The sequence below is a fragment of the Rathayibacter oskolensis genome, from assembly GCF_900177245.1.
In the GTDB taxonomy this organism is placed as follows: Bacteria; Actinomycetota; Actinomycetes; order Actinomycetales; family Microbacteriaceae; genus Rathayibacter; species Rathayibacter oskolensis.
Genome location: NZ_FXBM01000001.1, coordinates 1,449,403 through 1,464,778 on the forward strand (window position 1 = coordinate 1,449,403; position 15,376 = coordinate 1,464,778).

Consider the following 15,376-nt stretch of genomic DNA (forward strand, 5'->3'; position numbering starts at 1 on the left):
CAGCGATCTCCTCACCGTCCGACGCGGTCGCGCTCACCGCAGGCGAGCTTCGCGCCGCACTGCTCGACCCCGGAGCGGTCCATCCCGGGCTCGCAGCGCACGTCCTCGCCCAGCTGCACCAGCTCGGTCGCGCAGTCGATCAGGATGTCGCGGCCTGAGCGGTTCGCCTCGCGATCGGCCCCTCCTCGGGCACGAACGGCAGTGAGCCCGTGTCGGCGAAGAAGACGACCGAGCCCGACGGGTTGGTATCGCGGGCCAGACCAGTCAGCACTGCCGACGCGCCGCACGGCGAAGGGCCGCCCCTCCGAGGAGGGACGGCCCTTGCAGTGGTTCCGAGGATCAGACTCCGTAGTAGAGCTCGAACTCGAAGGGGTGCGGACGCTGTGCGAGCGGCTTGATCTCCTTCTCGCGCTTGAACTCGATCCAGGTGTCGATGAGCTCCTGCGTGAACACGCCGCCCTGCAGCAGGAAGTCGTGGTCGGCGGCCAGGGCGTCGAGCGCCTCGCCGAGCGACGCGGGAACCTGCGGGATGAGCTTGGCCTCCTCCGGGGGCAGCTCGTACAGGTCCTTGTCGACGGGCTCGTGCGGCTCGATGCGGTTCTTGATGCCGTCGAGGCCGGCCATGAGCTGCGCGGCGAACGCCAGGTAGGGGTTGCCCGACGCGTCCGGAGCGCGGAACTCGATGCGCTTGGCCTTCGGGTTGGTGCCCGTGATCGGGATGCGGATCGACGCGGAGCGGTTGCCCGCCGAGTAGACCAGGTTCACCGGCGCCTCGAAGCCCGGGATGAGGCGGTGGTAGGAGTTGACCGTCGGGTTCGTGAAGGCCAGGACCGCCGGGGCGTGCTTGAGCAGGCCGCCGATGTACCAGCGGGCGAGGTCCGAGAGGCCCCCGTAGCCGTTCTCGTCGTAGAAGAGGGGAGTGCCGTCGTTCCAGAGCGACTGGTGGGTGTGCATGCCCGAACCGTTGTCGCCGAAGAGCGGCTTCGGCATGAACGTGGCGGTCTTGCCCCACTGCTCGGCCGTGTTCTTCACGATGTACTTGAACTTGAGGATGTCGTCCGCCGCGTGGACCATGGTGTCGAAGCGGTAGTTGATCTCGGCCTGGCCGCCGGTGCCCACCTCGTGGTGCGAGCGCTCGAGGATGAGGCCGGCGTCGATGAGCTTCAGGCAGATGTCGTCGCGCAGGTCGGCCTGCTTGTCGACGGGGCTGACGGGGAAGTAGCCGCCCTTGTAGGGCGTCTTGTTGCCGAGGTTGCCGCCCTCTTCGACGCGGCCCGAGTTCCACGCACCCTCGACGGAGTCGACGACGTGGAACGCGGCGTTCTGCGTGACCTCGTAGCGGACGTCGTCGAAGATGTAGAACTCCGCCTCCGGGGCGAAGAACGCGGTGTCGGCGATGCCGGTGGAGGCGAGGTACTTCTCGGCCTTCTTGGCGACCTGGCGAGGGTCCTTCGAGTAGATCTCGCCGTTGCGCGGGTTGTAGATGTCGAAGACCAGGATCAGCGTGCGCTCGACGCGGAACGGGTCCACGTAGGCGGTCGTCACGTCAGGGATCAGCTGCATGTCCGATTCGTGGATGTTCGCGAATCCACGGATCGAGGACCCGTCGAAGAGCTGGCCGACGGAGAAGAACTCCTCGTCCACGGTCGAGGCGGGGATGTTGAAGTGCTGCTGGACACCGGGGAGATCGGTGAACCGGATGTCGAGGAACTTGACGTCCGTGTCCTTGATGAACTTGAGCACCTCGGAAGAATCTTTAAACATGCAAAGGTCTCCAATGGCATAACGGGTTGCTGCAGAGCGCAGCCGTTTCAGGGTAGTGACAGGGGGTTTCCCTCCCGTGTCCCTTTTGTTTCCGGCGTGTTACGGGGCCGGGCAGCGGTCGCTCCGGCTCACGGGACGTTCCGGGGCGACGCCGATAGGATCGCGGGATGCCAGGAGCCGACCGCAGGACCTTCGCCGATGTCGGACCGAGTTCGTGGCCGGGGGAGCGCCTCGGGCTCCCCGAGCACGGTCGGATGTCCGTCGGACGGGTCGGCCGGCGGTTCGCGGCCCTCGCCGTCGACCTCGCGGTGGCTGCGCTGCTCTCGCTCGCCTTCTTCGACTACGACCGCTGGGCGAGCCTCGTGCTCTTCATCGTGCTGCAGGCGGTCTTCATCCCCACCATCGGCGGCAGCGTCGGGCACCGGCTGCTCGGCATGAGGGTCGTGCGGCTCGGCGGCGGCTGGGTGGGCGTCTGGCGGCCGCTGGTGCGGTCCGTGATGCTCGCCGTGCTCGTCCCCGCCCTCGTCTGGGACTCGGACCAGCGGGGCTTCCACGACAAGGTCGCCGGCACGGTGCTCGTCCGCTACTGACTCCGTCCCGCCCGCGAACGACGAAGAGCCCGTGCCCGGAGGCACGGGCTCTTCGCGCGGAGGTCGACGTGGCTCAGCGGGAGCGCTGCGGTCGCACCTTGAACGGGTCGACGCCCTTCGGGATGGGCAGCGAGGTGTTGAGCGACGCGAGGCGGTTCTTCACGGCCAGCACCTCGGCCTTCGTGAGGACCTTCTTGGTCTTCGCGAGCGTGCGCGGCACGCGATGCAGGGGGACGGCGTCCGCGTCCGGTCCGACGTGCACGAAGGTGACGGGCACGTTCGGCAGGATCCGCGTGACCTTGCGCCGCTCGTCCTCGAGCATCCGCTTCGTCCGCCCCGTCGGGCCCTCCGCGATCAGGACGACTCCGCCGCGGCCGACGGCGCGGTAGACGGCGTCCTGGGTCTTGCCGTTGACGGCGACCGGCATCTCGCCGCCCGTCCACGTCCCGCGGAGTCCGCTGCGCAGCACCGCGCCGACGGCTCCGGGCTGGCCGGCGATCTGACCGTAGGCGGCGCGTTCGGCGCGACGGGAGAGGACGGCGAGGCCCGCCACCATTCCCGCGAGGATCCCGACGAGCACCCAGAGGGCGATGACGAAGCCGTTGCCGTCTCCGAGCAGCACACCGAGGAGGACGCCGAGGAGGACCGGCAGGAGCGCGGCGAGCAGGATGATCCACACCGCGTTGCTGTCGTAGCGGCGGGTCATCTGGAACACCTGCCACATCTGCTTGAGACGTCCGGGTTCCTTGACCGCCTTCGTCGACGGTTCCGTGCTGCGTGCCATGAGGTCAAGGATACCGAGCGGACCCCGGGAGCAGGACCGGAGGTCAGGATCGGACCAGCGGCACTCCTCCTCAGGCGTCGATCCGCGGCTCCGTCCACCGATCGAGCACGCGTCGCTCGACGGGAGCAGGGCCGGGTGCAGGCTCGTGGCATGGAATCCGGGAGCGCCGCGCGGGAGGGGGGAGTCGAGGAGGCGGAGCGCTTCGGGGGCTTCGAGGTCGTCGGAGCGACCTTCCGAGGGCCCCTGGTGCGCACGGGCACCGGGCAGACGGCCTCCGCGGTGGTGCTCTCGCGGGAGCGTGCAGCGGCCGCGCTGCGAGACGGGCTCGCCCGACTCCCGCACCACGAGCATCGCGAGACACTGGTCGACGTCGCGGTGGGCCGCGAGGGTCCGGTCCTCGTCACCGCGCCTCCCGTGGTGACCACGCTCGAACGCGTCCTCGACTCGGGTCACCCGCTGTCGCCGGGTCACCTCGTGACCGTGCTCGCGCCGATCGCCGATGCGATCCGCGACGCGGCCGCCTCCGGGGTCGACCTCGCCGTCGACGCCTCGCAGGTCGGCCTGACGGGCGACGGGGCACCGGTGCTGCTGCTCAGCGGGGGCCGCTCGGCGGCGGCCGACGAGTCGCCCGCCTCGGCGCTCCGCTCCCTGATCGTGCGCTGCGCCGAGCACTGCGCCGACCCCCTGGTCGTCCTCGGCGAGGACGTGGGGCTCGAGGAGCTGGAGGCGTTCCTCTACCGGACGGCGCCGCCGCTGCCACTCGGGCCGCTCCTCCGGGCCCGACCTCGGCCCGTGCTCGAGCCGACCGAGGCGCCGCCGCGGCGTCAGGCCTCGTCCCGGCTCCGAATGCCGAGGGCGGCGGGTGAGCGTGGACCGGCGACCCGGCCGGCACTGCCGAGTGCCCCGTCGTCGGAGGCGTCCGCCCCGCCGGCTCGTCATCGCAGGGGGCATCCCCTCGACGGCTGGCAGTCGCGCCTGGTGTCTCTGATGAAGCGCCATCGCGGACCTCTGGCAGCGGCGGCGGTCATCCTGCTCGGCTCCGTTGTCGCCTCGGGAGTGAGCGCGGGCCCCTCCGCCGACGGGCCCGCCCCGCAGCCGACCAGGGCCGGCTCGTCCGGTCCCCCGTCGTCGGCGTCGGAGGTCGTCGAGCGTCCTCCGCCCGACTCCTCTCCGGAGGCAGCGGCCCGAGGGCTCGTCGAGTCGGCGAGCAACTGCACCGGCGGCTTCGACGCCTGCGCCGAGGCGCTGACGACGGCCGACTCGCCGCTCCGCACGGGCGGCGCCGAACGGGTCCAGGAGCTGCTCCCGGCCGGGGCCGCGATCGACGCCGTCCTGGCCGACGAGAACGGCGCCTCCGCTCTCGTCAGGCTGGTCTCCGGCGACACGACGACAGCGGCCTCCGTCCTGATCATCAGGACGGAGGCCGGCTGGTTCATCCGCGACGTCTTCGCCGACGGCCGCGACTAGCGCGCGGAGTCGGCGGAGGCGTCAGATGCCGAGGTCGTTCTCGAACGAGCCCTCCTCGAGGCGCTGCTTGATCGCGACCAGGAAGCGGGCCGCGTCGGCGCCGTCGACCGTGCGGTGGTCGTAGGACAGCGCCAGGTAGACGGTGGAGCGGATCGCGATCGCGTCCTGACCGTCGACCTGGACCACGGCCGGCTTCTTGGTGACGATGCCGGTGCCGAGGATCGCGGTCTGCGGGAGGAAGACGACCGGAGTGTCGAAGAGAGCACCGCGGGAGCCGGTGTTCGTCAGCGTGAAGGTGCCGCCGGCCAGCTCGTCGGGCTTGAGCTTGTTGTTGCGAGTGCGCTCGGCGAGGTCGCCGATCGTCGACGCGATCTGGGCGAGCGAGAGGTCGGCCGCGTTCTTCAGCACGGGCGTGAGCAGCCCGCGCTCGGTGTCGACCGCGATGCTGATGTTCTCGTGGTCGGGGTAGACGATCGAGTCGCCGTCGAGCGTCGAGTTGATCACCGGGTAGGCCTTCAGCGCCTCGGCGGCGGCGAGGGCGAAGAACGGCAGGAAGGACAGCTTGGCGCCGGTCTTCTCCTGGAAGCTCTTCTTCACCGAATCACGGAAGCGCGCCACTGCGGTGACGTCGACCTCGACGACGGAGGTGAGCTGAGCGCTCGACTGCATCGACTCGACCGCGCGCTGGGCGAGGACCTTGCGCAGGCGCGACATCGGCTGCGTGGTGCCGCGCAGCGGGGACGTCTCGAGCGGGGTGCGTGCCGTCTTGGCAGCAGCCGCGGCGGGAGCCGACACTGGAGCGGGGGCGGACTTCGCCGCCTCGACCGCGTCGAGGACGTCCTGCTTGCGGATGCGACCGCCGACTCCGGTGCCGGTGAGACCGGCCAGGTCGATGCCGTGCTCGCTCGCGAGCTTGCGCACCAGAGGCGTGACGTAGCCCGGGTTCGAGTCGGTCGGCTCGGGGGTCGCTGCGGGAGCGGGAGCGGCCGCAGGCGCTGCCGCGGCGGGCGCGGGCACCGAGGGAGCGGGAGCCGACACCTCGGGCGCTGCGGGCTTCTCGGCAGCGGGTGCCGGCTCGGGCTCGGCGGGCGCGGGCGCCTCGTCGTCGCTGTCCGAGTCGACGGAGGGCGTCGCGACGTCGGTGGGCTCGGCCTCGGCCGCCTCGACCTCGGGTGCCTCCTCGGCCGGAGCCTCGGGCTCGGGCGCTGCTGCACCGGAGCCGTCGCCGATCCGGACGAGCTCGGCGCCGACCTCGACCGTCTCGTCCTCCTGGACGAGGATCTCCTCGATGACACCGGCGATGGGCGACGGGATCTCGGTGTCGACCTTGTCGGTCGAGACCTCGAGCAGGGGCTCGTCGACCTCGACGCGGTCCCCGACGTTCTTCAGCCAGCGGGTGACCGTTCCTTCCGTGACACTCTCTCCGAGTGCCGGGAGGCTGACGGATTCGCTCATGAGCCTGTCTCCTTAAGACGCGTTGTTTCGATCTTCAGCTTAGTGAAGCGGGAGCAGCGGGTCGCCGCTCCCGGTGGTTCTACAGGGCGTGCAACGGCTTGCCGGCCAGTGCGAGGTGCGCCTCGCCGAGCGCCTCGTTCTGAGTGGGATGGGCGTGCACGAACGGTGCGACGTCCTCCGGGTGTGCCTCCCAGTTCACGATGAGCTGGGCCTCGCCGATCAGCTCGCCCACGCGGGCGCCGATCATGTGCACGCCGACGACGGGACCGTCGACGACTCGGACGACCTTCACCGAGCCCGCGGTGCCGATGATGGTGCTCCGGGCGTTCCCCGCCAGGCCGTAGTCGTAGCTGGCGATCCGCTCGGCGCCGTACTCGGCGATCGCCCTCGCCTCGGTGAGACCGACCGACGCGACCTCGGGATCGCTGTAGGTCACCTTCGGCACGTTCAGATCGGCGACGGTCTGCGGGCCGAGTCCGGCGATCTCCTCTGCGACGAAGATCCCCTGCTGGAAGCTGCGGTGGGCGAGCTGGAGCCCGGGGACGATGTCGCCGACGGCGTAGACGTTCGGGACCGAGGTCTGCAGGCGCTCGTCCGTGACGACGTAGCCGCGGTCGAGGCGGACGCCGATCTCCTCGAGTCCGATTCCGGCGGTGACCGGGCCCCGCCCGACCGCGACGAGCAGGATGTCGCCCTCGACGGACGCGCCGGACTCGAGCGAGACCGTCACCCCGGCGTCCGTCTGCGAGACGGACGACACGCGCGACCCGAGGGTGAACGCGATCCCGCGCTTCCGGAACGCGCGCTCGAGCTGCTTGCTCATGCTCTCGTCCTCGTTGGGGACCAGGTGCGGAAGCGCCTCGACGATCGTGACCTCGGCCCCGAACGAGCGCCACACGCTCGCGAACTCGACGCCGATGACTCCTCCGCCCAGGACGACCACGCGGTCGGGGACGTGATCGAGCTCGAGCGCCTGATCGCTCGTGATGACGCGACCGCCGATCTCGATGCCCGGCAGTGTCCTGGAGGAGGATCCGGTGGCGACCACGACGGTGCCGCCGTGCAGAACGTGCTCTCCGACGACGACCGTGCCCGGTGCCGTGAGCCGGCCCTCCCCGGTGACGACGGTGATGCCGCGCGCGGAGACGAGGCTCTGCAGACCCTTGTACTTGCCGGCGACCACTCCCTCGCGGTAGCGCGTGACTCCGGCGATGTCGATGCCGCGGAACTCGGCGAGCACGCCGTACTTCTGCGCGTCCTTCGCGCCGTCGGCCAGCTCCGCGGCGTGGAGCAGGGCCTTGGTCGGCACGCAGCCGCGGTGGAGGCAGGTGCCTCCGAGCTTGTCCCGCTCGACGATCGCGACGCTCATCCCGAGCTGGGCCGCACGGAGGGCCGCCGCGTAGCCGCCGCTGCCACCACCGAGCACGACGAGGTCGTAGCGCTCTTCCGACACGGAGTGACTCCCTTGCGACGCGGGTCCCCTCGCCTCCTGAGCGGCTCCGGCGCGGTGCGCACGAGGCCTGCGGAGGGGGGACGAGGCGGGATCTCCCGCCCCGTCGACCCTACTACGCGCTCGCGAAGCCCTCGGCCAGCACGAGGAGCGCCCGCACCGAGACTCCGGTCGGCCCCCCTGCCGTGAAGCCGTGCGCCCCGCCGGAGTTGTTGGCGGCGCCCGCGATGTCGAGGTGGACCCAGGGGATCGTGGTGGCGTCCTCGCCCTCGCCGCGCGTGCCGACGAACTCCTTCAGGAAGTGCCCGGCGATCAGCATGCCGCCCGCCGTGTTGCCCGGCTTCACGTTCGCGATGTCGGCGATGTCCGAGTTGAGCAGGGGACGCAGCTCCGGAGGGAGCGGCATGTGCCAGAAGGTCTCGCCCGCTGCCGTCGCCGCCTCGATCACCGTGCCGATCAGCTCGTCGTCGCCCATCGCGCCGACGTAGCGGTTGCCGAGCGCGACCATCGCCGCACCGGTGAGCGTCGCGACGTCGACGATGGCGTCGGGCTGCTCCTCGCTCGCGGCGACGATCCCGTCGGCGAGCACGAGGCGTCCCTCGGCGTCGGTGTTGAGCACCTCCACGGTCGTGCCTCCTCGGATGGTGAGGACGTCGTTGGGTCGGATGGCCGTGCCCGACGGCAGGTTCTCGGCGATGCAGAGCCACGCGGTGATCCGCACCGGGAGGCTCAGCTCGGCTGCCGCGCGCACGACCGCGTAGACGGTTGCGGCGCCGGTCATGTCGTACTTCATGCCGATCATCGACGCCGGCGGCTTGAGCGAGAGTCCGCCGCTGTCGAACGTGATGCCCTTGCCGACGAGAGCGAGGTGCGCCGTCGCGCCCTCGGGCGAGTAGGCGACCTTGACGAGTCGCGGCGGCCGGGAGGAGCCGCTGCCCACGCCGAGGATCCCGCCGAAACCCTCGGCCTCGAGCGCCTCCTCGTCCCAGACCGTCACCTCGAGGGGGAGCCCGGCGGATCCCTCCTGGACCGCCTCGGCCATCGTCCGGGGGTAGAGGTGCGACGGGGGAGTGTTGACGAGGTCCTTGACGGTCGAGACGGCGCGGCCGATGACGAGCGCGCGCTCGAGGATCGCGGTGTCGCCGCCCTCGGGCGCGAGCAGGACGACGTCCTGGACCGGGCGCTTGACCGAGTCGGCGGTGCTGCCGCGGTAGGCCGAGAAGGAGTAGGCGCCGAGTGCCGCACCTTCGGCGACCGCGGCGAGCGCGCCGTCGGCGCCGGCGGGCAGCGCGAGAGCGACGGAGGCGCTCCCCGCGAGCGACCGGACGGCCAGGCCCGCGGCTGCTCGGAGGACCGTGGCCGACGGCTCGGACGAGCCGAGACCGACGAGGACGAGGACGCCGGCGCGCACGGGGGACGGGACGCGGACCAGGGTCTCGACCGCTCCGGTGGCACCGAGCGCAGGGAGGGCGCTCACGAGCTCGTCGAAGCCCTCGACGCCGACCAGACGGGGACCGTCCGGTCCCGGCGCGACCCCGAGGACGAGGGCGTCCGAGTCGATGTCGGAGGCCGGAACAGTCGAGAACTCGAGAGAGGAGAGGGGCATGCGCGCAATCGTAGGCGCTGTTCGCTCAGGGCTCAGCGCCGCCGCCGAGGGGCTGGACGGGCGCCGTCTACAGTTGATCGCATGCTGGATCCGGAAGAGCTGTTCGAGATCGAGGGCGACCTGTCGGAGGTTCCGCGCGGGCTGCACCTGGTCGCGGGGCTCACCGGGTTCGCCGATGCCGGCGGTGCCGTCGCACAGGTGGGCGAGTACCTGCTCGACACCCTCCAGCACCGGCCGATCGTCTCGTTCGACCAGGATCAGCTGCTCGACTACCGGGCTCGTCGACCCATCATCACCTTCGATCAGGACCACCTGACCGACTACCGCCCGGCGACGCTGCGACTCTCCATCGCCTACGACGAGCTGCACCAGCCCTTCCTCCTGCTGACCGGCTTCGAGCCCGACTTCCAGTGGGAGCGGTTCACACGCGCCGTGGTCTCGCTGATCGACCGGCTCGAGGTCGCGGGCACCACCTGGGTGCACGCGATCCCCATGCCGGTCCCGCACACCCGGCCGGTGGGCGTGACCGTGAGCGGCAACCGCGAGGACCTGATCGACGCGATGTCGGTCTGGAAGCCGCACACGCAGGTCCCCTCGAACGTGCTGCACCTGCTCGAGTACCGGCTGTACGAGCGCGGGACGCCCGCGGTCGGCTTCGCCCTGCTCATCCCGCACTACCTCTCGGACACCGAGTACCCCCAGGCCGCCGTCGCCGCGCTCGAGAGCATCTCCGCCTCGACCGGCCTCATCTTCCCGACCGACCGCCTCCGGGAGAGCGGTCGCGAGTTCCTCGCGAAGGTCGACGAGCAGGTCGCCGGCAACGAGGAGCTGCAGAAGCTGGTGCAGGCGCTCGAGTCGCGGCACGACACCTACATGGAGGGGACGAGCCTGCGCTCGCCGCTGACGGACGAGGACGGCTTCGTCCCGAGTGCCGATGCGCTGGCCGCGGAGCTCGAGAAGTTCCTCGCGATCCGCCGACCCGGGGACGAGCCCGCCGCCTCCTGAGCCCCTCGGCCCGCTTGCTAGGCTCGGGCGAGTGCGATCTCGTCGAGCCTGGTTCGTCTTCGGTGCCGGTTCGTTCGCCTACCTCGTCGCGGTCCTGAACCGCACGACCCTCGGTGTCGCGGGGATCGACGCCGCCGAGCGGTTCGGAGTCGCCGCCGCGGTCCTCTCCACCCTCGCCGTCGTCCAGCTCATCGTGTACGCGGGGATGCAGATCCCGGTCGGCATCCTGATCGACCGCTTCGGGCCCAGGACGCTGATCCTCAGCGGTACCGCTCTGATGATGATCGGCCAGGTCGTGCTCGCGGTCGCCCCCTCGATCGGGATCGCCGTCCTGGGCCGGGTCCTCGTGGGGGCCGGTGACGCGGCGATCTTCACCTCCGTCATCCGTCTGACGGTGACCTGGTTCAGCGGGCCGACCGTCCCGCAGCTCTCGCAGTGGATCGGGAACATCGGCCAGATCGGGCAGATCCTCTCGGCGCTCCCGTTCGCGGCGCTCCTGCACTCCGTCGGGTGGACGCCCGCGTTCCTCAGCGCGGCGGGGCTCGGAGCGGTCGCCTTCCTGGGCGTGCTCCTCCTGATCAGCGACGTCCCTCCACGCACGGAGCCGATCGTGATCGTGCCGCCGACACTGCGGGCGACGATCGCGCAGCTCGTGGTCAGTCTCCGGCGACCCGGTACGCAGCTCGGCTTCTGGTCGCACTTCGTGACGCAGTCCTCGGGAACGGTCTTCACGCTGCTCTGGGGCTACCCGTTCCTCGTCTACGCGATCGGCCTGCCTCCGAGCTCCGCCGCTCCGACGCTGACGATCGTCGTGGTCGCGGGGATCATCGTCGGTCCGGTCCTCGGAGTGCTGACCGCGCGGCATCCGATGCGGCGGAGCAACCTCGTGATCGGGATCGTGTCGGCCATGGCCGTCGCCTGGACGGTCGTCCTGCTCTGGCCCGGTGTCCCGCCGTACTGGCTGATCGTCCTCCTGCTCATCGTGATCGGCGCGGGCGGGCCCGGCTCCATGATCGGATTCGACTTCGCGAGGACCTTCAACCCCCAGCGGAGCCTCGGTGCGGCGAACGGCGTGGTCAACGTCGGCGGATTCCTCGCGACCTTCACGATGATGTTCGCGATGGGGCTCCTCCTCGACGCGCTCGCGGGCCCCGGCGCCGACTCGGCACGCCTCTACTCGATGGACAGCTTCCGGCTCGCGTGGTGCGTGCAGTACATCGTGGTGGGCGCGGGAGTCGTGGGACTCGTCAGCGCCCGTCGGCGGACCCGGCGCCGTCTCGCCGAGGACGAGGGAATAATGGTGGCCCCTCTCTGGGTTGCACTGAGTGACCGGCTCCGTCGTGGGCGCTCGGGACGCTGACCGCCGCTTCGGCTCCGCCCCGCGCACGATGTCCCGCCCGCGAGGGGAGTCGTGAGGATCGGATCGGGAGATCCGTGCTCGCCACCCGCCGATCGGCGCGATCCCACTACTCAGGCGTGCAATAATTGTCAATAGGACCCGTTCGGGTCGAGGAGCACCAGGCCCACGTCGGGCGTGCGACGTCCTCGACTTGACATGGGTCCTCGTAATGCCCACCGACGGACGACGCCCTCCCGGCGACGTGCGCTACCGGGACGCAACGGATGGAGAGGTGCCGCCATGGCCACCAGAGCTACCAAGACAGCAACGCTCGACGCCGTCGACGACGACGCGACGACGACCAAGAAGCCGGCCGCGCGCAAGCCCGCAGCCGCCAAGACCCCGCGCGCCCGCGCCTCCGCGAAGACCGCTGCGCCCGCCACGGCCGCCGAGGAGGAGACTCCCGACGCGCCCGAGCCCGACGAGGCGGAGGTGACGGAGGACGACGAGACCGAGACGGTCGTCGAGGAGCCCGAGGCCGACGCCAAGGACGACACCGAGACCCCCGAGACCCCTGCCGTCGCCGTGGCTGCGCCGGCGGAGCCGCTCCCGAGCGGCGCCCTCGTCCTGTCCTTCGGCGGCGACGACGACGAGGTCCCCGTCTACTCGACGGCGATCACCGGCGCGACCGCCGACCCCGTCAAGGACTACCTCAAGCAGATCGGCAAGGTCGCGCTCCTGAACGCGGCCGAGGAGGTCGAGCTCGCGATGCGCATCGAGGCGGGCCTCTTCGCCGAGGACAAGCTCGCCAACACGAGCGACCTCAGCCCGGAGCTCGTCCGCGAGCTCCGCTGGGTCGCGAAGGACGGGCAGCGGGCGAAGAGCCACCTGCTCGGTGCGAACCTCCGACTCGTCGTCAGCCTCGCGAAGCGCTACACGGGTCGTGGCATGCAGTTCCTGGACCTCATCCAGGAGGGCAACCTCGGCCTCATCCGCGCCGTCGAGAAGTTCGACTACACCAAGGGCTTCAAGTTCTCGACCTATGCGACCTGGTGGATCCGTCAGGCGATCACCCGCGCCATGGCCGACCAGGCGCGCACCATCCGCATCCCGGTCCACATGGTCGAGGTCATCAACAAGCTCGCCCGCGTCCAGCGGCAGATGCTCCAGGATCTGGGCCGCGAGCCCACTCCGGAGGAGCTGTCCCGCGAGCTCGACATGACCCCCGAGAAGGTCATCGAGGTGCAGAAGTACGGCCGCGAGCCGATCTCGCTGCACACCCCGCTCGGCGAGGACGGCGACAGCGAGTTCGGCGACCTCATCGAGGACACCGAGGCCGTTGTGCCGGCCGACGCCGTGGGCTTCACGATGCTGCAGAAGCAGCTCGAGTCGCTCCTCGACTCCCTGTCGGAGCGTGAGGCCGGAGTCATCCGCATGCGCTTCGGTCTCGGCGACGGCATGCCGAAGACCCTCGACCAGATCGGCGACACGTTCGGCGTCACGCGCGAGCGCATCCGTCAGATCGAGTCGAAGACGATGGCGAAGCTGCGCCACCCCTCCCGCTCGCAGTCGCTGCGCGACTACCTCGAGTAGGCCGGTGATCCGCTACGCGCCGGCGGTCCTCCTGGGGAGGGCCGCCCGCTTCGCGGCGCGTGTCCGGAAGCCCGGCGGGGGCTCCGCCGTCCCCGGACTCGTGGTCAACCGCCTCGCGCCCGGATTCCTCCCGGCTGTCCTCGAGGGCTTCGCCGAGGGGCTCGTCGTCGTCACGGGGTCGGCGGGCAAGTCGACGACGACCAAGATGCTCGTCGCGGTGCTCCGAGCACATGGGCTGCGGGTGTTCACGAATCCCTCGACCGCCAACATCGCACAGGGGCTCACCTCGGCCCTCCTCGAGCGCTCGGACCTCCGCGGCCGGATCGACGCTGACATCGCCGTCCTCGAGATGGACGAAGGGCACGGCGCTCGGCTCGCGCCGCGCATGCGCCCGAGAGTCGTGCTGCTGACGAATGTGGTCGTCGATCAGATCGACCGCTTCTTCGACCCCGCGATGGTCGCCCGCATGCTCGGCACCATCGCCGAGCGGGCCACCGGCCCGGTCGTGTTGAACGCGGACGACCGCCACGTCGCCGAGATCGCGACCGCGCTGCCGCAGGACGGCGTCCGCTGGTACGGCGTGTCCGCTCCGGTGCGCGAGGACGCGGTCGGCGGGCTCGGCTACGCCGCTGCGGCCGAGGGCGGAGCCGAGCGGGCCACGACCGTCGTCGAGTCGACCTCGGGCGCGAGCGCTCGGATCGTGAGCGACGGCGACACGCTCGACGTGCGCCTGCCGGCGCGCGGCGTCCACTACGCCGTCGACGCCGCAGCAGCGGTCTCGGCCGCGCGCGCGGTTCTCAGCGAGCGCTTCGACGCCGATGTCGCCTCCGCGGCCCTCTCCTCGATCGATCCCGTCTTCGGACGCGGCGAGGTGGTCACCGTCCGCGGCCAGGAGGTGGAGTTCGTGCTGGTGCAGAACCCGGCGAGCTACCGGCTGAACCTGGCCGAGATCCCGCAGGGCACCGAGCAGATCATGCTCGCGATCGGCTCCGACGTGCGCGATCCCTCCTACTTCTGGCCCGTCGACACCTCCGGCCTCGGTCGGGTGCGCGTCGTCTCGGGGTCGAAGGCCCACGAGGCCGCCCTGCAGCTGCGCTACGACGGAGTCGCGATCGACGCGGTCGACGAGGATCTGGGTCGAGCTCTCGACAGCTTCCTCGCGCTGCCCACACCCGTCTCTGGCAGGAAGACGATCGTCTTCTCGGCCGACTCGATGCGCCGCACCCGCGCCCACCTTCAGCTCGCCTCCAACCGCGAGGAGGACTCGTGACCACTCTCCGCATCGGCGTGCTCGCGCCGGAGGCTCTCGACAGCAACGGCGACGCGGCGAACGCGCGGGTCCTCGTGGCTCGGGCCCGGTGGGCGGGTCTCGACGCCGAGGCGGTGCAGTTGCGCTCCGCCGGCGACTTCGCCGTCCGACCCGATGTGCTCGTGGCCGGCACCGGCGCCGATCAGGATCTCCCGGCCGTCCTCGACCTCCTGCAGGAGGTCGGTGACGAGCTCCGCGGCTGGGTCGGTGACGGCGTCGAGATCGTGGCCGTCGGAGCCGGCTGGGAACTGCTGACCGAGTCCTTCGAGACACCCTCGGGGGTCGTGCAGGGCCTCGGGGTCTTCCCGGGCAGAGCGGTGACCGGTGAGCGGACGACCGGGGACCTCGTCGTCCAGTCGACCGACGGCGTGCTCGTCGGGTTCGAGAACCACGTCCGCCGGATCGACGGCTTCGACACCACCTCGGCGCTCGGGCGAGTGCTGCACGGAGTCGGCGACGGTCACGGCGTCGAGGGGTACCGGAGCGGCTCGCTGCTCGGCACGCACCTGCACGGACCGGTCCTGGCCAAGAATCCTGCACTCGCCGACGCGATCCTCCGCAGGACGGCCGATCGCCACGGTCTCGCGTACGCGGCGACGGACGAGCGGATCCGGGCGTCCGATGAAACGGCACGAGCCGCCCGCGAGGTGATCGCGAAGCGGCTCGGTGTCGTTCGGTAGGGCGTCTCAGCGACGCTCCGACGTCTCGCCGTGGCTCAGGGCCGCTGCTCTTCGAAGAGTCGCGCGGACTCGTCGTGCCAGCTCTGTGCGATGCTCGAGAGCTTCTCCTGGTACTTCTTGCCGTGGTGGGCGCAGAACAGAAGCTCTCCGTTGTTCACCACGACTCGGATGTACGCCTGGGCGCCGCAGCTGTCGCAGCGGTCGGCGGCGGAGAGCTGGTGGACGCCAGCGAGTTCGTCCACGCCGTTCTGGGTTGCTGTGGTCGACATGACTTGGCCTCCTGCACTCGGTCTTCGATCTCTGCTTAGTGGAACCATCAAAGCACGCGAATGTT

Annotated in this window: 13 protein-coding genes; 7 read left to right on the top strand and 6 right to left on the bottom strand. The window is 70.7% G+C overall.

The genetic code is table 11. The annotated features are described in order from the left end of the window. Positions 1 to 339: 339 nt before the first annotated feature. Positions 340 to 1,764 (bottom strand): type I glutamate--ammonia ligase, encoded by a 1,425-nt coding sequence (gene glnA, locus B9Y99_RS07045; protein WP_085475797.1) that lies wholly within the window; start codon positions 1,762 to 1,764, stop codon positions 340 to 342. Positions 1,765 to 1,931: 167 nt separating this feature from the next. Here glnA and B9Y99_RS07050 point away from each other — a divergent pair, with 167 nt between their 5' ends. After that, complete coding sequence (locus tag B9Y99_RS07050; RefSeq protein WP_085475798.1) at positions 1,932 to 2,354, top strand: RDD family protein; 423 nt, start codon at positions 1,932 to 1,934, stop codon at positions 2,352 to 2,354. 73 nt (positions 2,355 to 2,427) lie between these two features. Here the strand turns inward: B9Y99_RS07050 and B9Y99_RS07055 are convergent, their stop codons facing one another. Next, entirely contained in the window at positions 2,428 to 3,138 is a 711-nt protein-coding gene (locus B9Y99_RS07055; RefSeq protein ID WP_085475799.1) for a DUF4191 domain-containing protein, read from the bottom strand. Between the two features lie 150 nt (positions 3,139 to 3,288). Here B9Y99_RS07055 and B9Y99_RS07060 point away from each other — a divergent pair, with 150 nt between their 5' ends. Beyond that, entirely contained in the window at positions 3,289 to 4,605 is a 1,317-nt protein-coding gene (locus tag B9Y99_RS07060) for a hypothetical protein (RefSeq protein WP_085475800.1), read from the top strand. A 21-nt stretch (positions 4,606 to 4,626) separates the two neighbouring features. Here B9Y99_RS07060 and sucB read toward each other — a convergent pair whose 3' ends face one another. The 3 genes from sucB to B9Y99_RS07075 form a co-directional block, all read right to left on the bottom strand. Then, positions 4,627 to 6,060, bottom strand: a complete 1,434-nt coding sequence (sucB, locus tag B9Y99_RS07065) for a 2-oxoglutarate dehydrogenase, E2 component, dihydrolipoamide succinyltransferase (RefSeq protein WP_085475801.1) — start codon at positions 6,058 to 6,060, stop codon at positions 4,627 to 4,629. A 79-nt stretch (positions 6,061 to 6,139) separates the two neighbouring features. Then, on the bottom strand, positions 6,140 to 7,513 hold the full coding sequence (gene lpdA, locus B9Y99_RS07070; RefSeq protein WP_085475802.1) for a dihydrolipoyl dehydrogenase: 1,374 nt from the start codon (positions 7,511 to 7,513) through the stop codon (positions 6,140 to 6,142). Positions 7,514 to 7,625: 112 nt separating this feature from the next. Beyond that, the gene (locus tag B9Y99_RS07075) at positions 7,626 to 9,116 is read right to left on the bottom strand and encodes a leucyl aminopeptidase (RefSeq protein ID WP_085475803.1); all 1,491 of its coding nucleotides are present in this window, start codon (positions 9,114 to 9,116) and stop codon (positions 7,626 to 7,628) included. An 81-nt stretch (positions 9,117 to 9,197) separates the two neighbouring features. Between B9Y99_RS07075 and B9Y99_RS07080 the strand changes: the two genes are divergently transcribed. The 5 genes from B9Y99_RS07080 (at position 9,198) to B9Y99_RS07100 (ending at position 15,042) form a co-directional block, all read left to right on the top strand. Further along, positions 9,198 to 10,121 carry a proteasome assembly chaperone family protein gene (locus B9Y99_RS07080; RefSeq protein ID WP_085475804.1) on the top strand — a complete coding sequence of 308 codons (924 nt, stop codon included), beginning with the start codon at positions 9,198 to 9,200 and terminating at the stop codon, positions 10,119 to 10,121. A 31-nt stretch (positions 10,122 to 10,152) separates the two neighbouring features. Continuing rightward, positions 10,153 to 11,481 (top strand): MFS transporter, encoded by a 1,329-nt coding sequence (locus B9Y99_RS07085; RefSeq protein WP_085475805.1) that lies wholly within the window; start codon positions 10,153 to 10,155, stop codon positions 11,479 to 11,481. Positions 11,482 to 11,760: 279 nt separating this feature from the next. Next, complete coding sequence (locus B9Y99_RS07090; RefSeq protein WP_085475806.1) at positions 11,761 to 13,053, top strand: RNA polymerase sigma factor; 1,293 nt, start codon at positions 11,761 to 11,763, stop codon at positions 13,051 to 13,053. A gap of 4 nt (positions 13,054 to 13,057) precedes the next feature. After that, positions 13,058 to 14,323 carry a Mur ligase family protein gene (locus tag B9Y99_RS07095; protein WP_085475807.1) on the top strand — a complete coding sequence of 422 codons (1,266 nt, stop codon included), beginning with the start codon at positions 13,058 to 13,060 and terminating at the stop codon, positions 14,321 to 14,323. Continuing rightward, positions 14,320 to 15,042, top strand: a complete 723-nt coding sequence (locus B9Y99_RS07100; protein ID WP_165759555.1) for a type 1 glutamine amidotransferase — start codon at positions 14,320 to 14,322, stop codon at positions 15,040 to 15,042. The genes B9Y99_RS07095 and B9Y99_RS07100 overlap by 4 nt, the downstream gene beginning before the upstream one ends. 35 nt (positions 15,043 to 15,077) lie before the next feature. Here B9Y99_RS07100 and B9Y99_RS07105 read toward each other — a convergent pair whose 3' ends face one another. Next, a complete protein-coding gene (locus B9Y99_RS07105; RefSeq protein WP_085475809.1) occupies positions 15,078 to 15,311 on the bottom strand; it encodes a DUF7455 domain-containing protein in 234 nt (77 codons plus the stop codon). Between the last annotated feature and the right edge of the window lie 65 nt (positions 15,312 to 15,376).

Bases quoted from the DNA above. Each gene is read 5' to 3' on its own strand.
- glnA (WP_085475797.1), bottom strand. From the start codon at position 1,764: ATGTTTAAAGATTCTTCCGAGGTGCTCAAGTTCATCAAGGACACGGAC.
- B9Y99_RS07050 (WP_085475798.1), top strand. From the start codon at position 1,932: ATGCCAGGAGCCGACCGCAGGACCTTCGCCGATGTCGGACCGAGTTCG.
- B9Y99_RS07055 (WP_085475799.1), bottom strand. From the start codon at position 3,138: ATGGCACGCAGCACGGAACCGTCGACGAAGGCGGTCAAGGAACCCGGA.
- B9Y99_RS07060 (WP_085475800.1), top strand. From the start codon at position 3,289: ATGGAATCCGGGAGCGCCGCGCGGGAGGGGGGAGTCGAGGAGGCGGAG.
- sucB (WP_085475801.1), bottom strand. From the start codon at position 6,060: ATGAGCGAATCCGTCAGCCTCCCGGCACTCGGAGAGAGTGTCACGGAA.
- B9Y99_RS07075 (WP_085475803.1), bottom strand. From the start codon at position 9,116: ATGCCCCTCTCCTCTCTCGAGTTCTCGACTGTTCCGGCCTCCGACATC.
- B9Y99_RS07080 (WP_085475804.1), top strand. From the start codon at position 9,198: ATGCTGGATCCGGAAGAGCTGTTCGAGATCGAGGGCGACCTGTCGGAG.
- B9Y99_RS07090 (WP_085475806.1), top strand. From the start codon at position 11,761: ATGGCCACCAGAGCTACCAAGACAGCAACGCTCGACGCCGTCGACGAC.
- B9Y99_RS07105 (WP_085475809.1), bottom strand. From the start codon at position 15,311: ATGTCGACCACAGCAACCCAGAACGGCGTGGACGAACTCGCTGGCGTC.